Source organism: Halomonas sp. DP8Y7-1 (assembly GCF_019801685.1).
Classification (GTDB): domain Bacteria; phylum Pseudomonadota; class Gammaproteobacteria; order Pseudomonadales; family Halomonadaceae; genus Halomonas; species Halomonas litopenaei_A.
Window position 1 is genome coordinate 469,070 of record NZ_JAHVIN010000014.1, and the last position, 17,889, is coordinate 486,958.

Annotated in this window: 16 protein-coding genes; 8 read left to right on the forward strand and 8 right to left on the reverse strand. The window is 62.2% G+C overall.

Going from position 1 to position 17,889, the window contains the following annotated elements; translation table 11 throughout:
- Window positions 1–25 precede the first annotated feature (25 nt).
- Together KUV41_RS19035 and KUV41_RS19040 are read right to left on the reverse strand one after the other, a co-directional pair.
- Window positions 26–742 carry an LrgB family protein gene (locus KUV41_RS19035; protein WP_222486997.1) on the reverse strand — a complete coding sequence of 239 codons (717 nt, stop codon included), beginning with the start codon at window positions 740–742 and terminating at the stop codon, window positions 26–28.
- The gene (locus tag KUV41_RS19040; RefSeq protein ID WP_222486998.1) at window positions 739–1,128 is read right to left on the reverse strand and encodes a CidA/LrgA family protein; all 390 of its coding nucleotides are present in this window, start codon (window positions 1,126–1,128) and stop codon (window positions 739–741) included. Before KUV41_RS19040 ends, KUV41_RS19035 begins: the two co-directional genes overlap by 4 nt.
- 177 nt (window positions 1,129–1,305) lie before the next feature.
- Here KUV41_RS19040 and KUV41_RS19045 point away from each other — a divergent pair, with 177 nt between their 5' ends.
- On the forward strand, window positions 1,306–2,358 hold the full coding sequence (locus KUV41_RS19045) for a class I fructose-bisphosphate aldolase (protein WP_206942525.1): 1,053 nt from the start codon (window positions 1,306–1,308) through the stop codon (window positions 2,356–2,358).
- Between the two features lie 236 nt (window positions 2,359–2,594).
- On the opposite strand, the gene tkt is transcribed toward KUV41_RS19045, so the two are convergent.
- Complete coding sequence (gene tkt, locus KUV41_RS19050) at window positions 2,595–4,586, reverse strand: transketolase (protein WP_206942526.1); 1,992 nt, start codon at window positions 4,584–4,586, stop codon at window positions 2,595–2,597.
- 368 nt (window positions 4,587–4,954) lie between these two features.
- On the opposite strand from tkt, the gene metK reads away from it, so the two are divergent.
- From metK to KUV41_RS19070, 5 genes are all read left to right on the forward strand, one after another.
- Window positions 4,955–6,175 carry a methionine adenosyltransferase gene (metK, locus tag KUV41_RS19055; protein WP_222238033.1) on the forward strand — a complete coding sequence of 407 codons (1,221 nt, stop codon included), beginning with the start codon at window positions 4,955–4,957 and terminating at the stop codon, window positions 6,173–6,175.
- 593 nt (window positions 6,176–6,768) lie between these two features.
- Window positions 6,769–6,990 carry a hypothetical protein gene (locus tag KUV41_RS19060; RefSeq protein WP_206942530.1) on the forward strand — a complete coding sequence of 74 codons (222 nt, stop codon included), beginning with the start codon at window positions 6,769–6,771 and terminating at the stop codon, window positions 6,988–6,990.
- Window positions 6,987–7,109 carry a hypothetical protein gene (locus KUV41_RS19600; protein WP_261315831.1) on the forward strand — a complete coding sequence of 41 codons (123 nt, stop codon included), beginning with the start codon at window positions 6,987–6,989 and terminating at the stop codon, window positions 7,107–7,109. Before KUV41_RS19060 ends, KUV41_RS19600 begins: the two co-directional genes overlap by 4 nt.
- Window positions 7,110–7,360: 251 nt before the next feature.
- On the forward strand, window positions 7,361–9,358 hold the full coding sequence (ligB, locus tag KUV41_RS19065) for an NAD-dependent DNA ligase LigB (protein ID WP_222486999.1): 1,998 nt from the start codon (window positions 7,361–7,363) through the stop codon (window positions 9,356–9,358).
- Window positions 9,359–9,447: 89 nt separating this feature from the next.
- Window positions 9,448–10,251: a UDP-2,3-diacylglucosamine diphosphatase gene (locus KUV41_RS19070; protein WP_222162128.1), complete on the forward strand. Its 804-nt coding sequence runs from the start codon at window positions 9,448–9,450 to the stop codon at window positions 10,249–10,251.
- A gap of 100 nt (window positions 10,252–10,351) precedes the next feature.
- Here the strand turns inward: KUV41_RS19070 and KUV41_RS19075 are convergent, their stop codons facing one another.
- Window positions 10,352–10,936 (reverse strand): TetR/AcrR family transcriptional regulator, encoded by a 585-nt coding sequence (locus KUV41_RS19075; RefSeq protein WP_222238035.1) that lies wholly within the window; start codon window positions 10,934–10,936, stop codon window positions 10,352–10,354.
- 137 nt (window positions 10,937–11,073) lie between these two features.
- Between KUV41_RS19075 and KUV41_RS19080 the strand changes: the two genes are divergently transcribed.
- Window positions 11,074–11,739, forward strand: coding sequence for a glutathione S-transferase family protein (locus tag KUV41_RS19080; RefSeq protein WP_222487000.1), 666 nt, complete (start codon window positions 11,074–11,076; stop codon window positions 11,737–11,739).
- Here the strand turns inward: KUV41_RS19080 and KUV41_RS19085 are convergent.
- A complete protein-coding gene (locus KUV41_RS19085; protein ID WP_222162125.1) occupies window positions 11,736–12,671 on the reverse strand; it encodes an AEC family transporter in 936 nt (311 codons plus the stop codon). The two genes, KUV41_RS19080 and KUV41_RS19085, sit on opposite strands and share 4 nt — an antisense overlap.
- Before the next feature lie 260 nt (window positions 12,672–12,931).
- Here KUV41_RS19085 and metF point away from each other — a divergent pair, with 260 nt between their 5' ends.
- Window positions 12,932–13,777 carry a methylenetetrahydrofolate reductase [NAD(P)H] gene (metF, locus tag KUV41_RS19090; protein WP_206942538.1) on the forward strand — a complete coding sequence of 282 codons (846 nt, stop codon included), beginning with the start codon at window positions 12,932–12,934 and terminating at the stop codon, window positions 13,775–13,777.
- 210 nt (window positions 13,778–13,987) lie between these two features.
- Here metF and KUV41_RS19095 read toward each other — a convergent pair whose 3' ends face one another.
- The 3 genes from KUV41_RS19095 to KUV41_RS19105 all read right to left on the reverse strand — a co-directional run bounded on the left by KUV41_RS19095 (window position 13,988) and on the right by KUV41_RS19105 (window position 17,881).
- Window positions 13,988–16,174 (reverse strand): TRAP transporter permease, encoded by a 2,187-nt coding sequence (locus KUV41_RS19095; protein WP_206942539.1) that lies wholly within the window; start codon window positions 16,172–16,174, stop codon window positions 13,988–13,990.
- Window positions 16,175–16,246: 72 nt separating this feature from the next.
- Complete coding sequence (locus tag KUV41_RS19100; RefSeq protein ID WP_206942540.1) at window positions 16,247–17,239, reverse strand: TAXI family TRAP transporter solute-binding subunit; 993 nt, start codon at window positions 17,237–17,239, stop codon at window positions 16,247–16,249.
- A 393-nt stretch (window positions 17,240–17,632) separates the two neighbouring features.
- Window positions 17,633–17,881 carry a YheV family putative zinc ribbon protein gene (locus KUV41_RS19105; RefSeq protein WP_206942541.1) on the reverse strand — a complete coding sequence of 83 codons (249 nt, stop codon included), beginning with the start codon at window positions 17,879–17,881 and terminating at the stop codon, window positions 17,633–17,635.
- Between the last annotated feature and the right edge of the window lie 8 nt (window positions 17,882–17,889).

Genomic DNA, 17,889 nt, shown 5'->3' on the forward strand with positions numbered 1-17,889 from the left:
GCGTACCCTGAGGCAGTGAATCGTTTCAGCCAGCAAGCCCTGTCAGCTCCCAGGCCAATGGCATCAGCAAGGCCGTCAGTACGCCGGTCAAGGTCATGCCGAGCGATGCAAAGGCGCCAGCGGTGGGGCCCAGTTCAAAGGCACGCACCGTGCCGATGGCGTGGCCGTTGATACCCAGCGCCAGGCCCAGCAGACGCTGATCGCTGATCTTGAACACCTTGCCCAGCAAGCTGACACAGGCCGTTGCCGCGACGCCGGTGATCAGCAGGCCCCCCATCAAGATCGACACGGAGCCTCCCAGGCGCTCTGTCACCCCCATGGCAATAGGGGCGGTCACTGACTTGGGGGCCAGCGAGGCCAAAAGCTCCGGTGGCGCCCCCAGCGACCAGGCGATGGCCAGCGCATAGAAGGCGGCCAGCACCGTAGAGATGGGCAAGCACACCAGCAGTGGTTTCCACAGCGCGCGTACGTGGTGCATCTGCTGATAGAGCGGCACGGCCAAGGCGACGGTGGCGGGGCCCAGTAGTAGCATCAGCCACTGTGCTCCTTCGCGATAGTCCGCGTAGTCGATGGAGCCCCCCTTCAGCAAGGCAGCAAGCAGCAGCGAAGCCAGCAATACCGGGGGGCACCATCCCGGCGAGCCCAGGCGTTTGAACAGGGCCATACCCGCGAGATAAGCGCCAATCGACAGTACGATTGCCAGCATGGGCATGCTCAGGTAATCCGTGATGGACAGGCTCATGGGGTTTTCCTGAAGGGTGCAGGCGGCGTGTCTTGGGGAAGCAGACGCTGCATCAGCCACAAGGTGCTGGCCACGCTAAGCAGGGTACCCAGCGTCAGCGCCAGGCCGACCGCCAGCCAGTAACCGGCCAGCTGGTCGAAGACCCAGAAGACGCCGACCACGCCGGGCATGATCAGCATCGCCAGCAGCATGATCAAAGGTTGTGCCGCCGCAGCAATGTCGGCGTGCATTCTGCCACGCGCCAGCAGGAAGCCCGTCATCAGCATCAACCCCACGACGCCGGGGGATAGTGGCAGCTGTCCGATGCCTGTTGCCAGGTCGCCAGCCAGCCAGAACAGGCAAAGCCACAGGAAACCTCGTAGAACCGATGTATTGAGCGCCGCCATATCATTCCTCAAGTGCGTCATGTCACTGACTGGGGCCAATGGAAATGAGCCATTGTGCCGATAACTGACACCCGGGTCAGCTTTGGGGGCTCTCGTTCGTGATGCTCTTCCGCTACCCTGTTGACGTTGACCTTTACCGACCGCCCGACGGATTCGGGCACGACAGGGAGATGCATGATGAGTGATATTGCCAGCTGGCTGGGCGCCGAGGCAGAGGATCTGTTGACGCACGAGTGTCGTGGAATTGCCAAGGAGCAGCTGCACCTGCCCGGTGCCGACTTTGTCGACCGCGTCATGATGGACTCCGATAGGACCCCGGCGGTGCTGCGGGGCATGCAGACGCTGTTCGATCACGGCCGGCTGGGCGGTACAGGATATCTGAGTATCCTGCCAGTGGATCAGGGGATCGAGCACTCCGCCGGGGCATCCTTTGCGCCCAACCCCATCTACTTTGATCCCGCCAACATTGTCGAATTGGCCATTGAAGGGGGCTGCAATGCCGTGGCCTCTACCCTTGGTGGTCTGTCGTCGGTCGCGCGTCGCTACGCTCATCGCATTCCGATGATGCTCAAGCTCAACCATAACGAGACGCTGACCTATCCCGCCCTGTACGACCAGACGCTGTTCGCTGAGGTCGACCAGGCCTTTGACATGGGCTGCGTAGCGGTCGGTGCGACGATCTACTTTGGCTCACCCGAAAGCCGTCGTCAGATCGAAGAGATCAGTGCCGCCTTTGAGCGTGCGCACGAGCTGGGAATGGTCACCGTGCTGTGGGCCTACCTGCGTAACCCGGGCTTCAAGCATGAGGGAACGGATTATCACGTTGCCTCAGACCTCACCAGCCAGGCGGTCCACCTGGCGGCAACGCTCAAGGCGGATATCGTCAAACAGAAGCTGCCTGAGAACAACGACGGCTACCGCAAGATCGGCTTTGGTAACACCCATGAAAAGGTCTACAGCGAGTTGACCAGCGATCACCCCATCGACCTGGCCCGTTATCAGGTGGCCAACGCCTACATGGGGCGTGCCGGGCTGATCAACTCTGGGGGCGCTTCGAGCGGGGAGGGGGACCTGACCCAGGCCGTGCGCACCGCTGTCATCAACAAGCGTGCCGGGGGCATGGGGCTGATATCCGGCCGCAAGGCGTTTCAGAAGCCGATGCGCGAGGGCGTTGCCCTGCTTAATGCGATTCAGGACGTCTATCTCGCCCCGGACGTGACAATCGCCTGACGGCGCCTGGGACAAACCTGATATCAGGATCGAGCGGACCGGGTCAGAGTGCCTGTTCAGCCACTCAGGCCCGTCTCTCTCGCTGCCGTGAGTCAGCTCGGTGCGGTTCGACAAAAAAGGGGCACGGCGTTCGCCGTGCCCCTTTCATTTTTCGCTCACCACCAGTACGCGCTGTCAGCAGCCACACGCTGAGTGTGGAACCTGTAGCCGGACTGGCTGAGCTAAGCGCTGATGGCCTAGTCGAGCAAAGCCTTGGCGCGGGCCACCAGGTTGTCCACGGTGAAGCCGAAGTGCTTGAACAGATCGCCGGCAGGTGCCGATTCACCGAAGCTGGACATGCCGATGACGTCGCCGTCCAAGCCCACATACTTGGTCCAGTAGTCGCGGTGTCCCGCCTCGATGGCCAGGCGTGCACGCACATTGCGCGGCAGGACCGACTCTCGGTAGTCAGCGTCCTGGCTGTCGAACACATCGGTGGCCGGCATCGACACTACGCGCACCTGCTTGCCGTCGGCCTCAAGTGACTCGGCGGCTTGCATGGCCAGGGTCAGCTCGGAACCGGTGGCGATCAGGATCAGCTCAGGGGTGCCTTCACTGTCCTTCAACACGTAGCCGCCGCGCTGGATATTGGCCAGCTGGCTCTTGCTGCGGTCCTGGTGGGGCAGGTTCTGGCGTGACAGGACCAGCGCAGTGGGGCCGGCGCTGCGCTTGATGGCATGGGCCCAGGCTGCTGCCGTCTCGACCGCATCCGCAGGACGCCAGGTGCACAGGTTGGGGGTGGTGCGCAGGCTGGTCAGCTGCTCGATGGGCTGGTGGGTCGGTCCGTCTTCACCCAGGCCAATGGAGTCGTGGGTGTAGACGAAGATCGCCTGCTGGTTCATCAGCGCCGCCATGCGCACGGCATTGCGCATATATTCCATGAAGATCAGGAAGGTGGCACCGTAGGGAACGAAACCACCATGCAGCGCGATGCCGTTCATGATGGCGCCCATACCGAACTCACGCACCCCGTAGTGCAGGTAGTTGCCGCCAGGGGCTTCCGGGGTGATGGCTTCAGCGCCCTTCCAGAAGGTCAGGTTGGACGGTGCCAGGTCGGCGCTGCCGCCAAGCAATTCTGGCAGCTGCGGGCCAAGCTCGTTCAGACAGCCAAGGGACGCCTTGCGTGAGGCGATGGTGTCGCCTTTTTGCTGTGCCGCCTCAACCAGTGCTTCGCTGTTCAGTTCGCTAGGCAGCTCGCCCTTCTGACGCCGCAGGAATTCACGCGCCAGTTCCGGGTGTGCCTCCTGGTAGCGTTCGAAGCGTGCTTGCCAGTCCGCCTGGTGCTGCTTGCCGCGCTCGCAGGCATCCCAGCCCTGATACACCTCTTCGGGGATGTGGAACGGCGCATGGGGCCAGTCAAGCTGCTTGCGGGCTGCGGCGACTTCTTCCTCGCCCAACGCAGCGCCGTGACACTCTTCCTTGCCCTGCTTGTTCGGGGAGCCGAAACCGATGATGGTCTTGCAGATGATCAGGCTGGGACGATCATCCTGGGCGCGGGCCATCTCGATGGCCGCCTTGATTTCCTCGGGCTTGTGGCCGTCGACATTGGGCACCACGTGCCAGCCGTAGGCCTCGAAGCGCTTGGCAGTATCGTCGGTGAACCAGCCTTCGACCTCACCGTCGATGGAGATACCGTTGTCGTCGTAGAAGGCGACCAGCTTGCCCAGCTTGTGAGTTCCGGCGAGGGACGCGACCTCGTGGGAGATGCCTTCCATCAGGCAGCCGTCACCCAGGAAGCAGTAGGTGTGATGATCGACGACCTCATGACCCGGACGGTTGAATTGCGCCGCGAGCGTGCGCTCCGCCATGGCCATGCCCACCGCGTTGGCCAGCCCCTGACCAAGCGGTCCAGTGGTGGTCTCGACGCCTGGCGCGTAGCCGTATTCCGGATGGCCGGCGGTCTTGGCGTGCAGTTGACGGAAGTTCTGCAGCTCTTCCAGGCCCAGGTCATAGCCGGACAGGTGCAACAGGGAGTAGAGCAGCATGGAGCCGTGGCCGTTGGACAACACGAAACGGTCGCGATCGGCCCACTTGGGATCGTCGGGGTTGTGGACGAGATAGTCGTTCCACAGTACCTCAGCGATATCGGCCATGCCCATCGGGGCTCCGGGGTGGCCGGAGTTGGCTTTCTGGACAGCATCCATGGAAAGGGCGCGAATGGCGTTGGCCAGTTCGAAACGGGACGGCATTGAGGGCTCCTCGCCTGGGGCAAAGTGTCAATCTGACGTTGGCGTGCCCGGTGTGGGCGGCGCAGCGGCGTCAAGGCTGAGCGCCGCCAGTCAAGCCCGCGGACAGCGAGGGCGAAGGGGCGGCGCAGATCGGTCGGGGACATATTGTCGCCGGAAAAGGGCGATCCATCAAATGCACGCAGCCTTGACCCTGGCCGTAGCGGCGGCCCGCAGGCAGCCGGATCGCTAGGAACAGAGCGGTCGAGCGTGTAGAATTCTGCTCCGCCAGGTCCGCGCGGAATCTGCACATTGCGCCCGCTCCAGCGGACGCTTCTGTTTCCACCTGCCAGGCCCGCCTGCCGATTATCCTACAGAGGGTCGAGGACGCCATGAGCGAATACTCCCTGTTTACCTCCGAGTCCGTGTCCGAAGGACACCCGGACAAGATTGCTGACCAGATTTCCGATGCCGTGCTCGATGCGCTCATCGCGCGGGACAAGAATGCCCGCGTGGCCTGCGAAACGCTGGTCAAGACTGGTGTCGCCATCGTGGCCGGTGAGATCACCACCTCCGCTTGGGTCGATCTCGAAGATCTGGTGCGCAAGGTGATCATGGATATTGGCTACACCTCCTCCGACGTAGGCTTCGACGGGGAAACCTGCGGGGTGATGAACCTGATCGGCAAGCAGAGTGTCGAGATCGCCCAAGGCGTGGATCGCGACAAGCCGGAGGATCAGGGGGCTGGCGATCAGGGCCTGATGTTCGGTTACGCCACCAACGAGACCGAGTCGTACATGCCGGCGCCGATTCATTACAGCCATCGTCTGGTCGAGCGTCAGGCCGAGCTGCGCAAGCAGGGCTTGCTGCCCTGGTTGCGTCCAGATGCCAAGAGCCAGCTGACCATGCGCTACGACGATACGGGCAAGCCCTGTGCCGTCGACGCGGTAGTGTTATCGACCCAGCATGATCCGGAGATCGATCAGGAACAGCTGCGTCAGATGGTTCAGCGCGAGATCATCGAACATGTGCTGCCGGCGGAGTGGCTGTCGGACAATACCCGCTACCACATCAATCCGACCGGCAAGTTCGTGATTGGTGGTCCGGTAGGAGACTGTGGACTGACCGGGCGCAAGATCATTGTGGACACCTACGGTGGCATGGCGCGCCATGGTGGCGGCGCCTTCTCCGGCAAGGACCCGTCCAAGGTCGACCGCAGCGCCGCCTATGCAGGCCGCTATGTGGCCAAGAACATCGTGGCAGCGGGGCTGGCAGAGCGCTGTGAGATTCAGGTGTCCTACGCGATCGGGGTAGCAGAGCCGACCTCTGTTTCCATCAATACCTTTGGTACAGGCCGTATCGACGATGAGCGTATCGTCGAGCTGGTGCGTGAACACTTCGACCTCCGCCCCAATGCGATTACCCGCATGCTCGACCTGCTGCACCCCATGTATCAGCTGACGGCGGCCTACGGCCACTTCGGCCGTGAACCCTTCGAGGCCAGCTATAGCTGGACCGATACCGAGGGCGAGACTCACACCGAGACCTTCACCGCCTTCCCGTGGGAGAAGGTGGATCGTGCCGATGCGCTGCGGAGTGCAGCAGGGCTGTAATGTGCCCGCTGGTGATAGATTGACGACACGCTAGCCTCCCGCCTGGTGTCCGTCATACCAAGACCCGCCCAGCCAAGCTGGGCGGGTCTTTTTTGCTCTGCCAGCGATCGGCAAGGGGCGATATCTCCAGGGTTGGGTGAATAGCTACTGACTGCGAAGAAGATGCTTACTTTCTTGCGTATTCATGTGAGCGTTTCTCCCCTTTTGTGACGACAAGATGGGGGGCAGAGTGTGATTTGGTCCCGGTTCTATTCCTTAGCAAGCATGTCCACAGTAGCCTTCGCAGCCGCCGACTAAACTCACCAGTATCCGGCCAGGTGCCAGCGTCCTCCAGGACAGAGGAACCGCCATCCAAGAGGCCCCGTCAGGCAAATGTGCTGCCTGGTTGCCCACAGCGATACGACAGGGGAATCGAACAAATGAGCCGATACCAGGAGCAGCAGAGGGTCGATACGCGCTATCCCCCAACAATGACATCATCAGTCACGTCATGGTCAGACACAGGTTCAGAGCCATGTGCAGCAAGGTCATCTCGCGAGCCTCAGGACGGCTGCCTGGAAGGCGATGCCTATCTGCAGTACCGCGAGTTGTTCTTGACCAAGCTGGCGCTTGAAGTCGCGGCGGCCTTGGCGACATTCCTGGTGACCGCCGCCGCCATCATGATGATGTTGTTGCAGCAGCAGGGCTTGCTCACGGCCGTCATCGTGATTGCCTTGAGTGTTCCAGCATTCGTGCTGGCGACCCAGCGGCTGTCGCGGCTTGCCGGCAATGTTGTCATGCCGACCCACCGGCCAGCCGGGGAGGCCTCGCTATGACGATCGCACAGCAGATATTGCTGGGTATCGCCATTGCGTCTCCGCTGCTGGGGTTGACGTGGTGGGCGGTAAAGCGGAGTGACCGGCACCTTCGGAGCCGCCAGCACGGCGACATCTGAGTCTGCGTGTAGCGCGGGGGCGATGGTGGGGCGGTTGGTGGGGCGGTTGGTGAGGCGATAGTGGGGCAATAGTGGGCGATCGTTCAGGACCTGCTGGTAAAGGCCACAGGTGACAAAGGCCAGCGAGTGCCTGTCTCGAATCCCGGTCTCTAAGCCCTGTCTCGGCTTGTAGTCGCTGTCTGCAATAGCTGTCTGCAATAGCTGTCGTGCGAGCCAGCAGGTCTGGTGTTAGTGGCCACGGAGGGCCAGTGATGCGCAGCAAGGATATCAGCGTCATCAGCGCCGTCATCTCTGGATGGCGCGCTCTGCTCCCATGGATACTACTGCTGTTGTGGTGGCCGCTGTCCGGGGCTGCCATGGACGAATGTCCCGCGTGGTCCCACGCTATTGCCAGCGAGCAACTTGCCGAGAGAAAGCAGCGGCTCGATGCCTGGGAGCTTGCCTATCGGCAAGATGGTAGCTCACCGGTCAGTGACGATGTGTTCGACCAGGCCTGGCAGCGTTATCAGGAGTTAGGTGTCTGCTTTCCGCTCGCCGTTCCCGACGCTGCAGAGGCAGGCGCCTCGTTGTCTGTTGACGAGACGCTGTCTGGTGATGAGACGCTGTCTGACCAGCAGCTGGCACATCCGGTGGCTCATGGAGGCTTGCGCAAGGCCGAGGATATCCGCCAGGTGGAGCAGTGGCTGGATAGAGTATGCGCGGAGCCTCCGGCGACTGCCAGCGCCAGACCTGTTGCCAGCGAGGACCAGGCATTGTCTCGCGACCCGTTGTTTGACGCCGGTACCGTTGACGCTCTCTCGACTGCCGCCGCGGTGGAGTTGGCAACCTCGAGGGCGAGCGGCTGTACACGAGATATCTGGATACAGCCCAAGGTCGATGGCGTCGCGATGACGTTGATCTATCGGGACGGTCAGTTGGCGGGTCTTGTCAGCCGTGGCAACCGCCATGATGGGCGTCGCTGGACTCACCACGCTGCCATGATAGACGCCATCCCCAAGCACCTACCTGACGCCTGGTCTGCATGGGCCAATGACGGCACCCTGGTGTTTCAGGGAGAGCTGTTCGAGCGACTGTCCCAGCACGTACAGCGGACCCAGGGTGGCAGCGGTGCGCGCAACCGGATCGCCGGATGGCTGGCGCGTGATGCGCTGACACAGGAACAGGGGCAGCGTATCGGAGTGTTCATCTGGGGTTGGCCAGCCGGGCCTGACGACATGGAAGATCGCCTCGCAGGCCTTGAGGCGCTGGGCCTAGGCCTGGTAGCGCAGTACAGCTATCTGGTGTCCATGCCATCTCAGGTTGCCGACTGGCGCGATCGCTGGCATCACACGCCGTTGCCGTTCGCCACCGATGGGGTGGTGGTGAAACGCGGCCGGCGCCCTGGCGCAGCATCCTGGACGGACCAGCCGCCAACCTGGGCATTGGCATGGAAGTATCCGCCACGGGAAGCCCTGGCGGAGGTCGCCGGCATCGACTTCCGGATCGGGCGTAGTGGAAGGATCACTCCGGTGGCACGGCTGGTGCCGGTGACCATCGACGGGCGCACGCTGAGCCAGGTCAGTCTGGGTAGCCTGGAGCGCTGGCGCCAGTGGGACCTGCGCCCTGGGGACCAGGCCGTCATTCAGCTTGCTGGTTTGATCATTCCTCAGGTGAAGAGCGTTGCCTGGCGAGCCCCCCAGCGTGCTCCACTGACGCTTCCAGACCCGGCGGACTATGACTTTCTCAGCTGCTGGCATCCCACGCCTGACTGCTACCAGCAGTTTCTGGCTCGCCTGGAGTGGTTGAGCGAAGCGGCGGCGCTGGATCTGGATGGCGTCGGTGAGGGTACCTGGCGGGCACTGCTGGAGGCGGGGTTGATCGATGACCTGCTCGCCTGGCAACGGCTGACGCCACAGCAGCTGGCCCAGGTCGATGGCATCGGGCCAGTGACCGCGCAGCGTCTGTTTGACGTTTTCTCCCGTACACCTGATCGCAGCTTCAGCCGCTGGATTCGGGCGCTAGGGGCTCCCGCGACGGGGGATCTGGACGAGAGCGATAGCTGGAGCGGGCTGGTCGCAATGACGCAGCGGGACTGGCTGGCTCGTGAAGGGGTTGGAAGCGTGGGCGCGGCGCGCTGGCGCCGGTTTGTGATGCACCCGGAGGTGCAAGCGTTGACGCAGCAGCTGGCGGGGGGCGGCGTGGCGGGATTCGCTGAGTCCCACCCGGTGGATGATGGCGCTACCGACGTGGCAGGCACATTGGCGCAGTAGTGCGCCCTGCGGTCATCGGATCGTCACGGCCACGCCACGCCGCTGTCACCAAGAAGAGACAGGCTTTAGGGCGTCACAGGAGGATGCTCATGGCCACGTCACTGACCGCCCGTACCCTGTTTGTTTCCGATCTTCACCTTGGCACTCGCGACTGTCAGGCAGCGCTGCTGTCGCGGTTACTGCGCCGAGTTCGCCCCGAACGCTTGTATCTGGTCGGAGATGTCATCGATCTGATCGCCATGCATCGACGCGCTGCGCTGCCTGCCGAACAGCAGCGGCTGGTAGGGCGCATCCTGCGCTTGGCCAAGGGCGGATGCGAGATCATCTATATTCCCGGAAATCATGACGCTGCGCTGCGCCAACTCTGTGGCTTGCGCATGCATAGGGTGCGTATCGAGCGTCGTGCGATCCACGAAACCGCCGACGGGCGTCGTCTGCTGGTCAGTCACGGTGACGAGTTTGATACTCACGTACGCCTGGCTCCATGGTTGATGGCCTTGGGTGATGGCATGCATCAGTTCGTGCTTTCGCTTAACCGTTGGTGCAACAAGGCGCGCAGTCTGCTGGGCTTGCCGTACTGGTCACTGGCAGCCGCGGTGAAAGGCCGTATCGGTGCCGCGCAGCGGTACGTGCAGCAGTTTGAGCAGGCCGCGATCCATCAGGCCAGCCGAGAAGGTCTGGATGGCTATGTGGGGGGGCATATCCACAAGGCCGGTTTTCGCGCCCAGAATGGCGTGCTGTACTGCAATGACGGTGATTGGGTAGAGCACTGCACGGCTCTCATTGAGCGTCCCGATGGCAGTTTGGCATTGATCGATTGGGAGGGGCGTGTGATCGAGGCCGAACCCGCGATGCCACGTGCCTGCCCCGAGGGTGCCCTGGCGGGGGCCTGAGAGGGGTTGAGAAGGGTTGAGAAGGGCCGAGAAGGGCGGGCTGTTACCCGCCATCGAGAGGCCCCCGTTCGCTTGCCCGGCCTGACTCAGCGTTCGTTGTTCAGGCCTCTTGGCCGACAGCGGCGCCGCGGCCGCCGGTTAGCTCGCTGGCCTTTGCCAGCGTTCTGCCGGCCTCCAGCAATTCCTCTGCCAGTCGTGGGTCATTGACCGTGCGTGCCATGGCCAGACTGCCGATCATCGCAATCATCTGACCGAGCGCGCGTTTTCGCGCGTCGCTGTCCATCTCTGAGGTCCCGAGAAAGCGCTCCAGAAAGCCTTCCAGCAGGGCGGTGTAGGTGGAGCGTACCTGCTCGTCGCGCTGTGCTACATCGCTGACTAGACAGGCCAGCGGACAGGCCACCTCGTCCTTGTCGAGGGACTGACTCAGATAGGCATCGATACGCGCTTCTCGACTTTCGAGCTGCTCGAGCTCAATGGCCCCACGTCTGGCCGCATGACGAATGGCATTGGCGTAGAGCGATGATTTGCTGTCGAAGTGGGCGTAGAAGGCACCCCGGGTCAGGCCGGCGTCGGCCATCACCTCGTCGATGCTGACGGCATCGTAGCCTCGTTGGGTAAAGCAGCGGGCCGCTGCATCGAGAATGCGATGGCGGGTCTCGCGCTTGCGTTCGTTGCTCCAGGGCATGGGCGGTATCCGGCGACAAAATATGTTGTTGAACATATGGTGCCAGCGGCCATGCTGCAAGACGAGTGAGTACGACTCACACAGCAGACGTCGGCGACTGCCGGCGGTTCCGTGTCTGATAGATAGGGGAGGTTGGCATGGCAAGTGTCTACATAGTAGGTCCGTCGTTCTCGAACTTCGTGCGTAGCGTGATGCTGGTGTGTCATGAGAAGGGCATAGAGCACAGCGTTGGCCTTGAGGCCGATGGTATCTCCGTGGGGCTGCACACGCCCGAGCTGCTTGCACTCAACCCCTTCGACAAGATTCCGGTCTTGCTGCATGGCGAGCGGCGCCTCTATGAAAGTGTTGCCATCTGTCGTTATCTGGACGCCGCCTTTGAGGGCCCAGCGCTGCTGCCAACGGATATCTGGGAGCGTGCCGTGGTGGACCAGTGGTGCAGTGCATTGGCCACCCAGGTGGACCAGGCCATCGTCAGACGCTACTTGCTGGAACTGGTGTTCCCCAGGGGCGCCAATGGCCAGGTGCGTGCAGACAAACTGAGTGAAGCCACCCCGGACGCGCAGAAGATGCTGGGGATTATCGACGCACGGCTGGAGGGAAGAGACTATCTGGCGGGGAATGACTTCACTCTGGCGGATGCGCTGGCGGCCCCCATGCTGGATTACATGGTGGCCACGCCGCCTGCTCGGCCCCTGGTCGAGGCGGTCCCCCGCGTCCGCGCGTACGTGGAACGGCTAAGGGCGCGCCCCTCAGGCCAGGCGGTTCTGGTAGAACCCGTTTTTCCGGGTAGGGCCTCGGGCTAGCTCAGTCCCACCATTGCCAGCATGGCACTGAGATATAGCGGGATGACCAGGGGAGCAGCCAGGGTGGTGATGAGCACCGCCAGCGCGCCTTTTTCTGGGGCGATACCCAACTCCATGGCCACCACCACCACGTTGGCGGCCATGGGCACGACGCCGACCAGCAATAATGCCAGCGCCATATCCCTAGTTAGCCCAATGGTCAGTTGCAGCAGCACAACGGCTATCAGCATCAGCACTGGCCAGAGGGCGTAGCGCACTGCCACACAGGCGCCAATGAAACGACCGTCCAGCGAGCGCGGCGATACGCGGCCCAGCGTCATACCGATGATCATCATGCCGAGCAGGGTGTAGGTGGCAGGAAACACCGCCATGGCATCGGTGACCTCGGCGGGTACGTGAATGCCAACGCCTTCCACCAGCAGCGCTGCCAGAAACGCGTAGACCAGTGGCAGTCGGACAATCTTGAGCAGGCTGTCGCGCACTGAGAAGCGCCCCCTGGCACTAAGGTAAAAGCCCACGGTGAACTCGTAGAGGGTGACGCCGAGAGCGCAGAACAGATACAGCGTGACGCCCGAGGGCGGCAGCAGCACCAGCGCGACAGGCAGGCCGAAGTAGCCGGTATTGCCGGTGCCCGCCGAGAAGGCAAGCACCGATCCCTCTTCATCTGGAAGCCAACGCTTGCCCAGTAGGTTGACTCCCATTGCCACCAGGCTTGCGATCACGAACAAGGCTGCTGTCAGCGCCAGGTAGGCGGGGGTGGGCCCACCCAGCACCAGGGCTCTGAAGAAGGTCAACGGGGCGATCAGGTAGACCAGCAGTGTCGCCACGGGGCGAGCATCCACTCTCAACATCCTGGCCGCCAGTACCCCTAATGCGACGAAGGCGAGCAGCGTCCATAGTGGGCCCATCAGTGAGCTGGGGTCGACAGCCATGAACATCATCCTTGAGTGAGTGGCGAAGCCAACATGATGCCCGTTGGCAGTGAGGGTGTCAGTAGACCATTGATGACGCCAGCCACAGGAGTCTTTAGAATTTATGGTTATCAATTTCTCTTTTTTTATATGAAAGAAATTGAAGTTCACTCGCGAAACTTTCATTGGTGGTCACGCGGTGGAGTCGTCACAATGGCGGACATCACATGATCGGGCACCCTGTGGCGGTGATCCGCCACTCGCGATAAGGACCACTGGCTATGAGCGCACAAGAGCACCCGTTGGGCATCAGCTTTGAATTTTTCCCTCCGAACACCGATGCCGGGCGGGAGAAATTGATGCGCAACAGGGATCTTCTGGCCGAGCGTAACCCGCGGTTCTTCTCCGTCACCTACGGCGCCGGCGGCTCGACGCAGAACCGTACCATCGCGACCGTCAATGCCGTGCGTGAGAGCGGTATCACCACCGCGCCGCACCTGTCGTGCATCGGCAGCGAGAAAGCCCAGCTGCGGGATCTGCTGACAGACTACAAGGCCCAGGGCATCAATAGCCTGGTGGCGCTACGCGGTGATCTGCCTTCGGGTATGGGGGGGATCGGTGAGCTGCGCTATGCCAATGAACTGGTAGAGTTCATCCGGCAGGAAACCGGGGACCACTTCGAGATCGCGGTGGCCGCCTATCCCGAGTCGCATCCTCAGGCCCCGAGCTTCGAGGCTGATCTCCAGAATTTTGCGCGCAAGATGAACGCCGGAGCGAACCTGGCGATTACCCAGTACTTCTTCACTGCGGACGCCTATTTCCATTTCGTCGAGCGAGCGCGCCAGCTGGGCGTGGAAGCGCCGATCATTCCCGGCATCATGCCGATCACCAACTACTCCAAGCTGGCGCGTTTTTCTGACGCCTGCGGGGCGGAAATTCCGCGCTGGATTCGCAAGCAGCTGGAAGCCTACGGTGACGATAGCGCGTCCATCGCGGCCTTTGGTGAAGAGGTGATCTCGCGCCTGGCACAGCGGCTGCTGGATGGCGGCGCTCCCGGCCTGCACTTCTACACCCTGAATCAGGCAGAGCCGACACTGAAGATCGTTGATAATCTCGCCGGTCATTGACTGTCGGGTTGACCTTCGGCGCTCACATAACAACAACGCTGGACCCTTGGCCCGATGCGGGCCACCACGATAACAAGAACGAAGGCCTCGCCATTGGCGGGGCCTTCGTCGTTGGTGGGCCTCATGGCCCGTCGCGAGTGGCCAAAAGAACGCCCCGCCAGATGGCGGGGCGAGGGTTAGTTGACGTCACATCGGTGCACTGCGCGTGTATCAGCCAGTCGTGGCACTTCTGGCGCCACCGCCGCTGGCGCGCTGCATGAAGAACAGGCCGATGGCAATGGCAAGACCCGCCAGGTCGGTGACGATGCCGCCGTAGATCAGGCACAGGGCGCCCACCAGCATCACCAGGCGTTGCCAGGCCTTGACCGGACCAAAGAACCAGGCTTGCACGGTAGCTGCCAGCAGCACGATACCGATGGTCGCAGTGGTACCTACCCTGAGGATCTGCGCCCAGTCGCCTTCCATCAGCATGGCCGGGCTGTAGAAGAACATGAACGGCACGATGAAGGCCGCCAGGCCGATCTTGAACGAGGCCACCGAGGTCCCCATGGCGTTGTCACCGGAAATGCCTGCTGCGGCATAGGAAGCCAAGGCCACGGGCGGCGTGATGGCAGACACCACGGCAAAGTAGAACACGAAGAAGTGGGCGACCAGCGGCTGAATGCCGATATCGATCAGGCCGGGGGCGACCACCGATGCAGCCACCGCATAGGCCGCCGTGGTGGGCATGCCCATGCCCAGCAGGATCGAGATGCACATGGCAAAGAACAGCGCCAGCAGCTGACTGACGCCGGCCAATCCAAGCAGCAGGGAGGAGAAGCGAGCACCCACACCGGTCAGCGCGATGACCCCGACGATGAGGCCGGCGCAGGCACACACCGCGATGATCTGGATCGACATGGTGCCGGCCAGGCTCAAGGCGCGAAGGATGGAGCGTATTCCCATCTTGTGCGGCGACAGCCAGCTGACGACAGCCGCGGAAGCGGTGGCCAGGGTGCCGGCACGGATCACCGAGTAGCCCATGAACAAGGCCACGATCAAGATGATGATCGGAGCAAACAGGTAGACCTGCTTGATCAGCGATGAGAACTGGGGAATTTCTTCCTTGCGCATGCCACGCATGCCCTTGCGGGCCGCCTCGAAGTCAACCATGAAGTAGACGGAGGCAAAGTACAGGATGGCAGGAATCAGCGCCGCGACCGCGATCTCGGTATAGGGAATCCCGGTGATCTCGGCCATGATAAAGGCCCCTGCACCCATGATCGGCGGCATGATCTGGCCGCCAGTAGAAGCAGCGGCTTCGATGGCGCCGGCACTTCGTGCGGGGTAGCCGACCTTCTTCATCAGCGGAATCGTAAGCGAGCCGGTGGATACCACGTTGCCGGCACTGGTGCCGTTGATCATGCCCATCAGGCCAGAGGCAAAGATCGAGACCTTGGCCGGGCCGCCGCGCGCACGACCGGCACCGGCGAAGGCAAAGTTGACGAAGTAGTCGCCGACCTTCGACGCCTGCAGGAAGGCGGCAAAGATGATGAACAGGATGATATAGGTCGATGACACGGCGGTCGTCGGCCCCAGAATGCCAGCATCGGTGTAGACCTGGCTGAAGAAACGTCCGAGTGACAGCCCGGGATAGCCGAGGAAGCCCGGCAGCCAGGGGCCCATGAACACGTAGGCCAGGAAGATCGCCGAGATGACGACCAGCGCCAGGCCGGCGACACGGCGGGTGAGCTCCAGGATCAGCAGCGAACCGGCGATGGCGGCCCAGCTGATACCCATGGGGGCAAATGAGGTGCCGGTCGAGGCGCGCAACGGACTGTTGAAGACCACCAGCAGGTAGCCTGCCACGGCGGCGGCACAGACCATCAGCACCACGTCAGCAAGCAACAGCTGATGACGCGCCTGGCGAGGAATCCATGACAGCGCGATGGCCCCCAGGGTGGCGATGATCAGGGGGGCGCCGTAGTGCCAGTTTTCGATGGCAGGATCGATGCGCATGGCGCCGCCTGCCATGGTCTGCTGCATCAGCACCGTCTGCAGCAATGCGTAGGCGGCTGGCACCAGCAGGACCAGAGCAATAATGCTGGCCCAGCGGGGGGCGCCATCCTGGCCCTCCTCAACGAAGCGGGAGCCGGTATACAGGCCAAAGCCGAGGATCAGGGCGCCGGCGATATGGATAATGCGGAACGACCAGGTCTCGATGGGATAGATATTGAGGGAGACCAGGTGAAAGACGGTATAGGCCACGGCCAGAATGCCGAATAGCCACCACTTGCCGCCTTCGAACAGACGACGATTGGGTTCGACGGCTTCGTCGTCGACGCCCGAGGCGACGATGGGTTCGACCGGAGTGTCGGTCGCCTGCTCGTCGCGGGGAGAATCGGGGGTGTGAGTCATGGAGCGATACCTTGGGAAACGAACGACCGGCCAGTGCCCCGCCCGCAGCCTGGCTGCGGGCGGGTAATAGCGTTACTGCTTGACCAGAGACGGATCGATCTCGTAGCCGTTTTCTTCGTACCAGCGCGCGGCGCCGGGGTGGAACGGCAGCACGGTGTTGTACTGAATGTTGTCAGGGATGGTGGTGGCGGCACTGCGGTGCACGTCCAGCATCTTGTCGTTGTTTTCCATGGTTACCTTGGTGACCTCGTAGACAAAGTCTTCCGGCAGGTCACAGCCAGCGATGGCGAAGTTCCACATGGACACCGCACGGGCATCTTCCTCGAGGGTCGTGTAGGTGCTGGCCGGGATCTGGAAGGCCGAGACCGGGAAGGCCTCGAGGATCTGCTGCTGCTCTTCCTCGGTGAATTCGATGATGTTGACGTCCGTCTGCACTTCGAGCTGGCTGACCGCAGGGATCGGAATGCCGGCGGCAAAGGCAATCACGTCGAGCAGGCCGTCCTGCAGCTGGCCGCCAAGGTCAGACCAGCCTCCGTTGCGGCGATCAAAGTTGACGCCCAGCTCTTCCAGAATGGCCGGGAAGTAGGTGTCGGAGGTGGAGGCTGCCGGGCCGAAGCCGATACGGGCGCCGTCGGGAATCTCGGAGATTGAGGTGATGCCGCTGTCGGACAGGGCGGTGATGGAGAACGGAGTCTCGTACATCGGGAACAGGGCACAGACGTTGTCCATCTGGATGCCAGGGGCCAGCGGGCTCTTGCCGTTCACTGCGTCGGAAGCCGGACCCATGGTGGTCAGGCCGAAGGCGACATCGCCACCGTGTACCAGGGCCAGGTTCTGTGTCGGGCCGCCGGTGACTTCGCCGCCACCGGACAGACCGAGCTGGTCAGCGACCAGGTTGGCCCAGCCGGAGCCGTAGACGAAGTAGGTGCCGCCTTGGCTCGCGGTGCCAACGGTGAAGCTCTCAGGCCAGTCTTCGCGATCTGCCTGAGCAGCAGCGGAGACCAGCAGGGTGCCGGCAAACGTGGTGGCGAGGACGCCGGTGAGGAGGCGAGTGGAGGTGCTCATGCAATGTCTCCCAATGCGATGGACGTTGTGATTATGGGTCGTGATGACGGTGCTGCGATCTCAAGCGTAGTCAGAGATGACGAAATGAGATGGCAGTTGGCCGTCAGTCGGTCAACGCAATAAACATCGCAAGGGGTGTGCCTTTTTAACAAAAGGCTAATAAATTCAAGTTTTTATGATTTTTTATTTAGACAATAGTCGAAAACGCTGTGACGCCTCATGTCCGATATCTCGCACGGATGGCCGAAGTGGGTGTGCGGAAATCCGCATGTTGGCCTAGGCACGGCACGTCCTGGCGGCGTAGTGATCTACCAGGACGGTGGCAAGGGGTCGGGACGGGGTATCCTGCAGTGCTTTTCAGTTCCGCTTTCTGGGTCAGTACCGCTTTCCGGGTCAGTGGCGCTTGCCGGGATCGAGAATGCGCACTGGCTGAATCTCTTCTGCCGCTGGGGCGTCGTGTTCCTGATTGACCCGTGTCGCCAGCTCCTCGAGCACGTCGTCTTCGATCGGCAGCTGCTCGAAGAAGTCACAGCTGACGCATTCTCTGTAGCGCACGCCGTTCTGCTCCCAGGCGCGGATGCGGTCCATTTCAGCACAGCGTGGGCAGACCACGCCGGCGATGAAACGTTTCTTTACGGTCATCGTTGTCT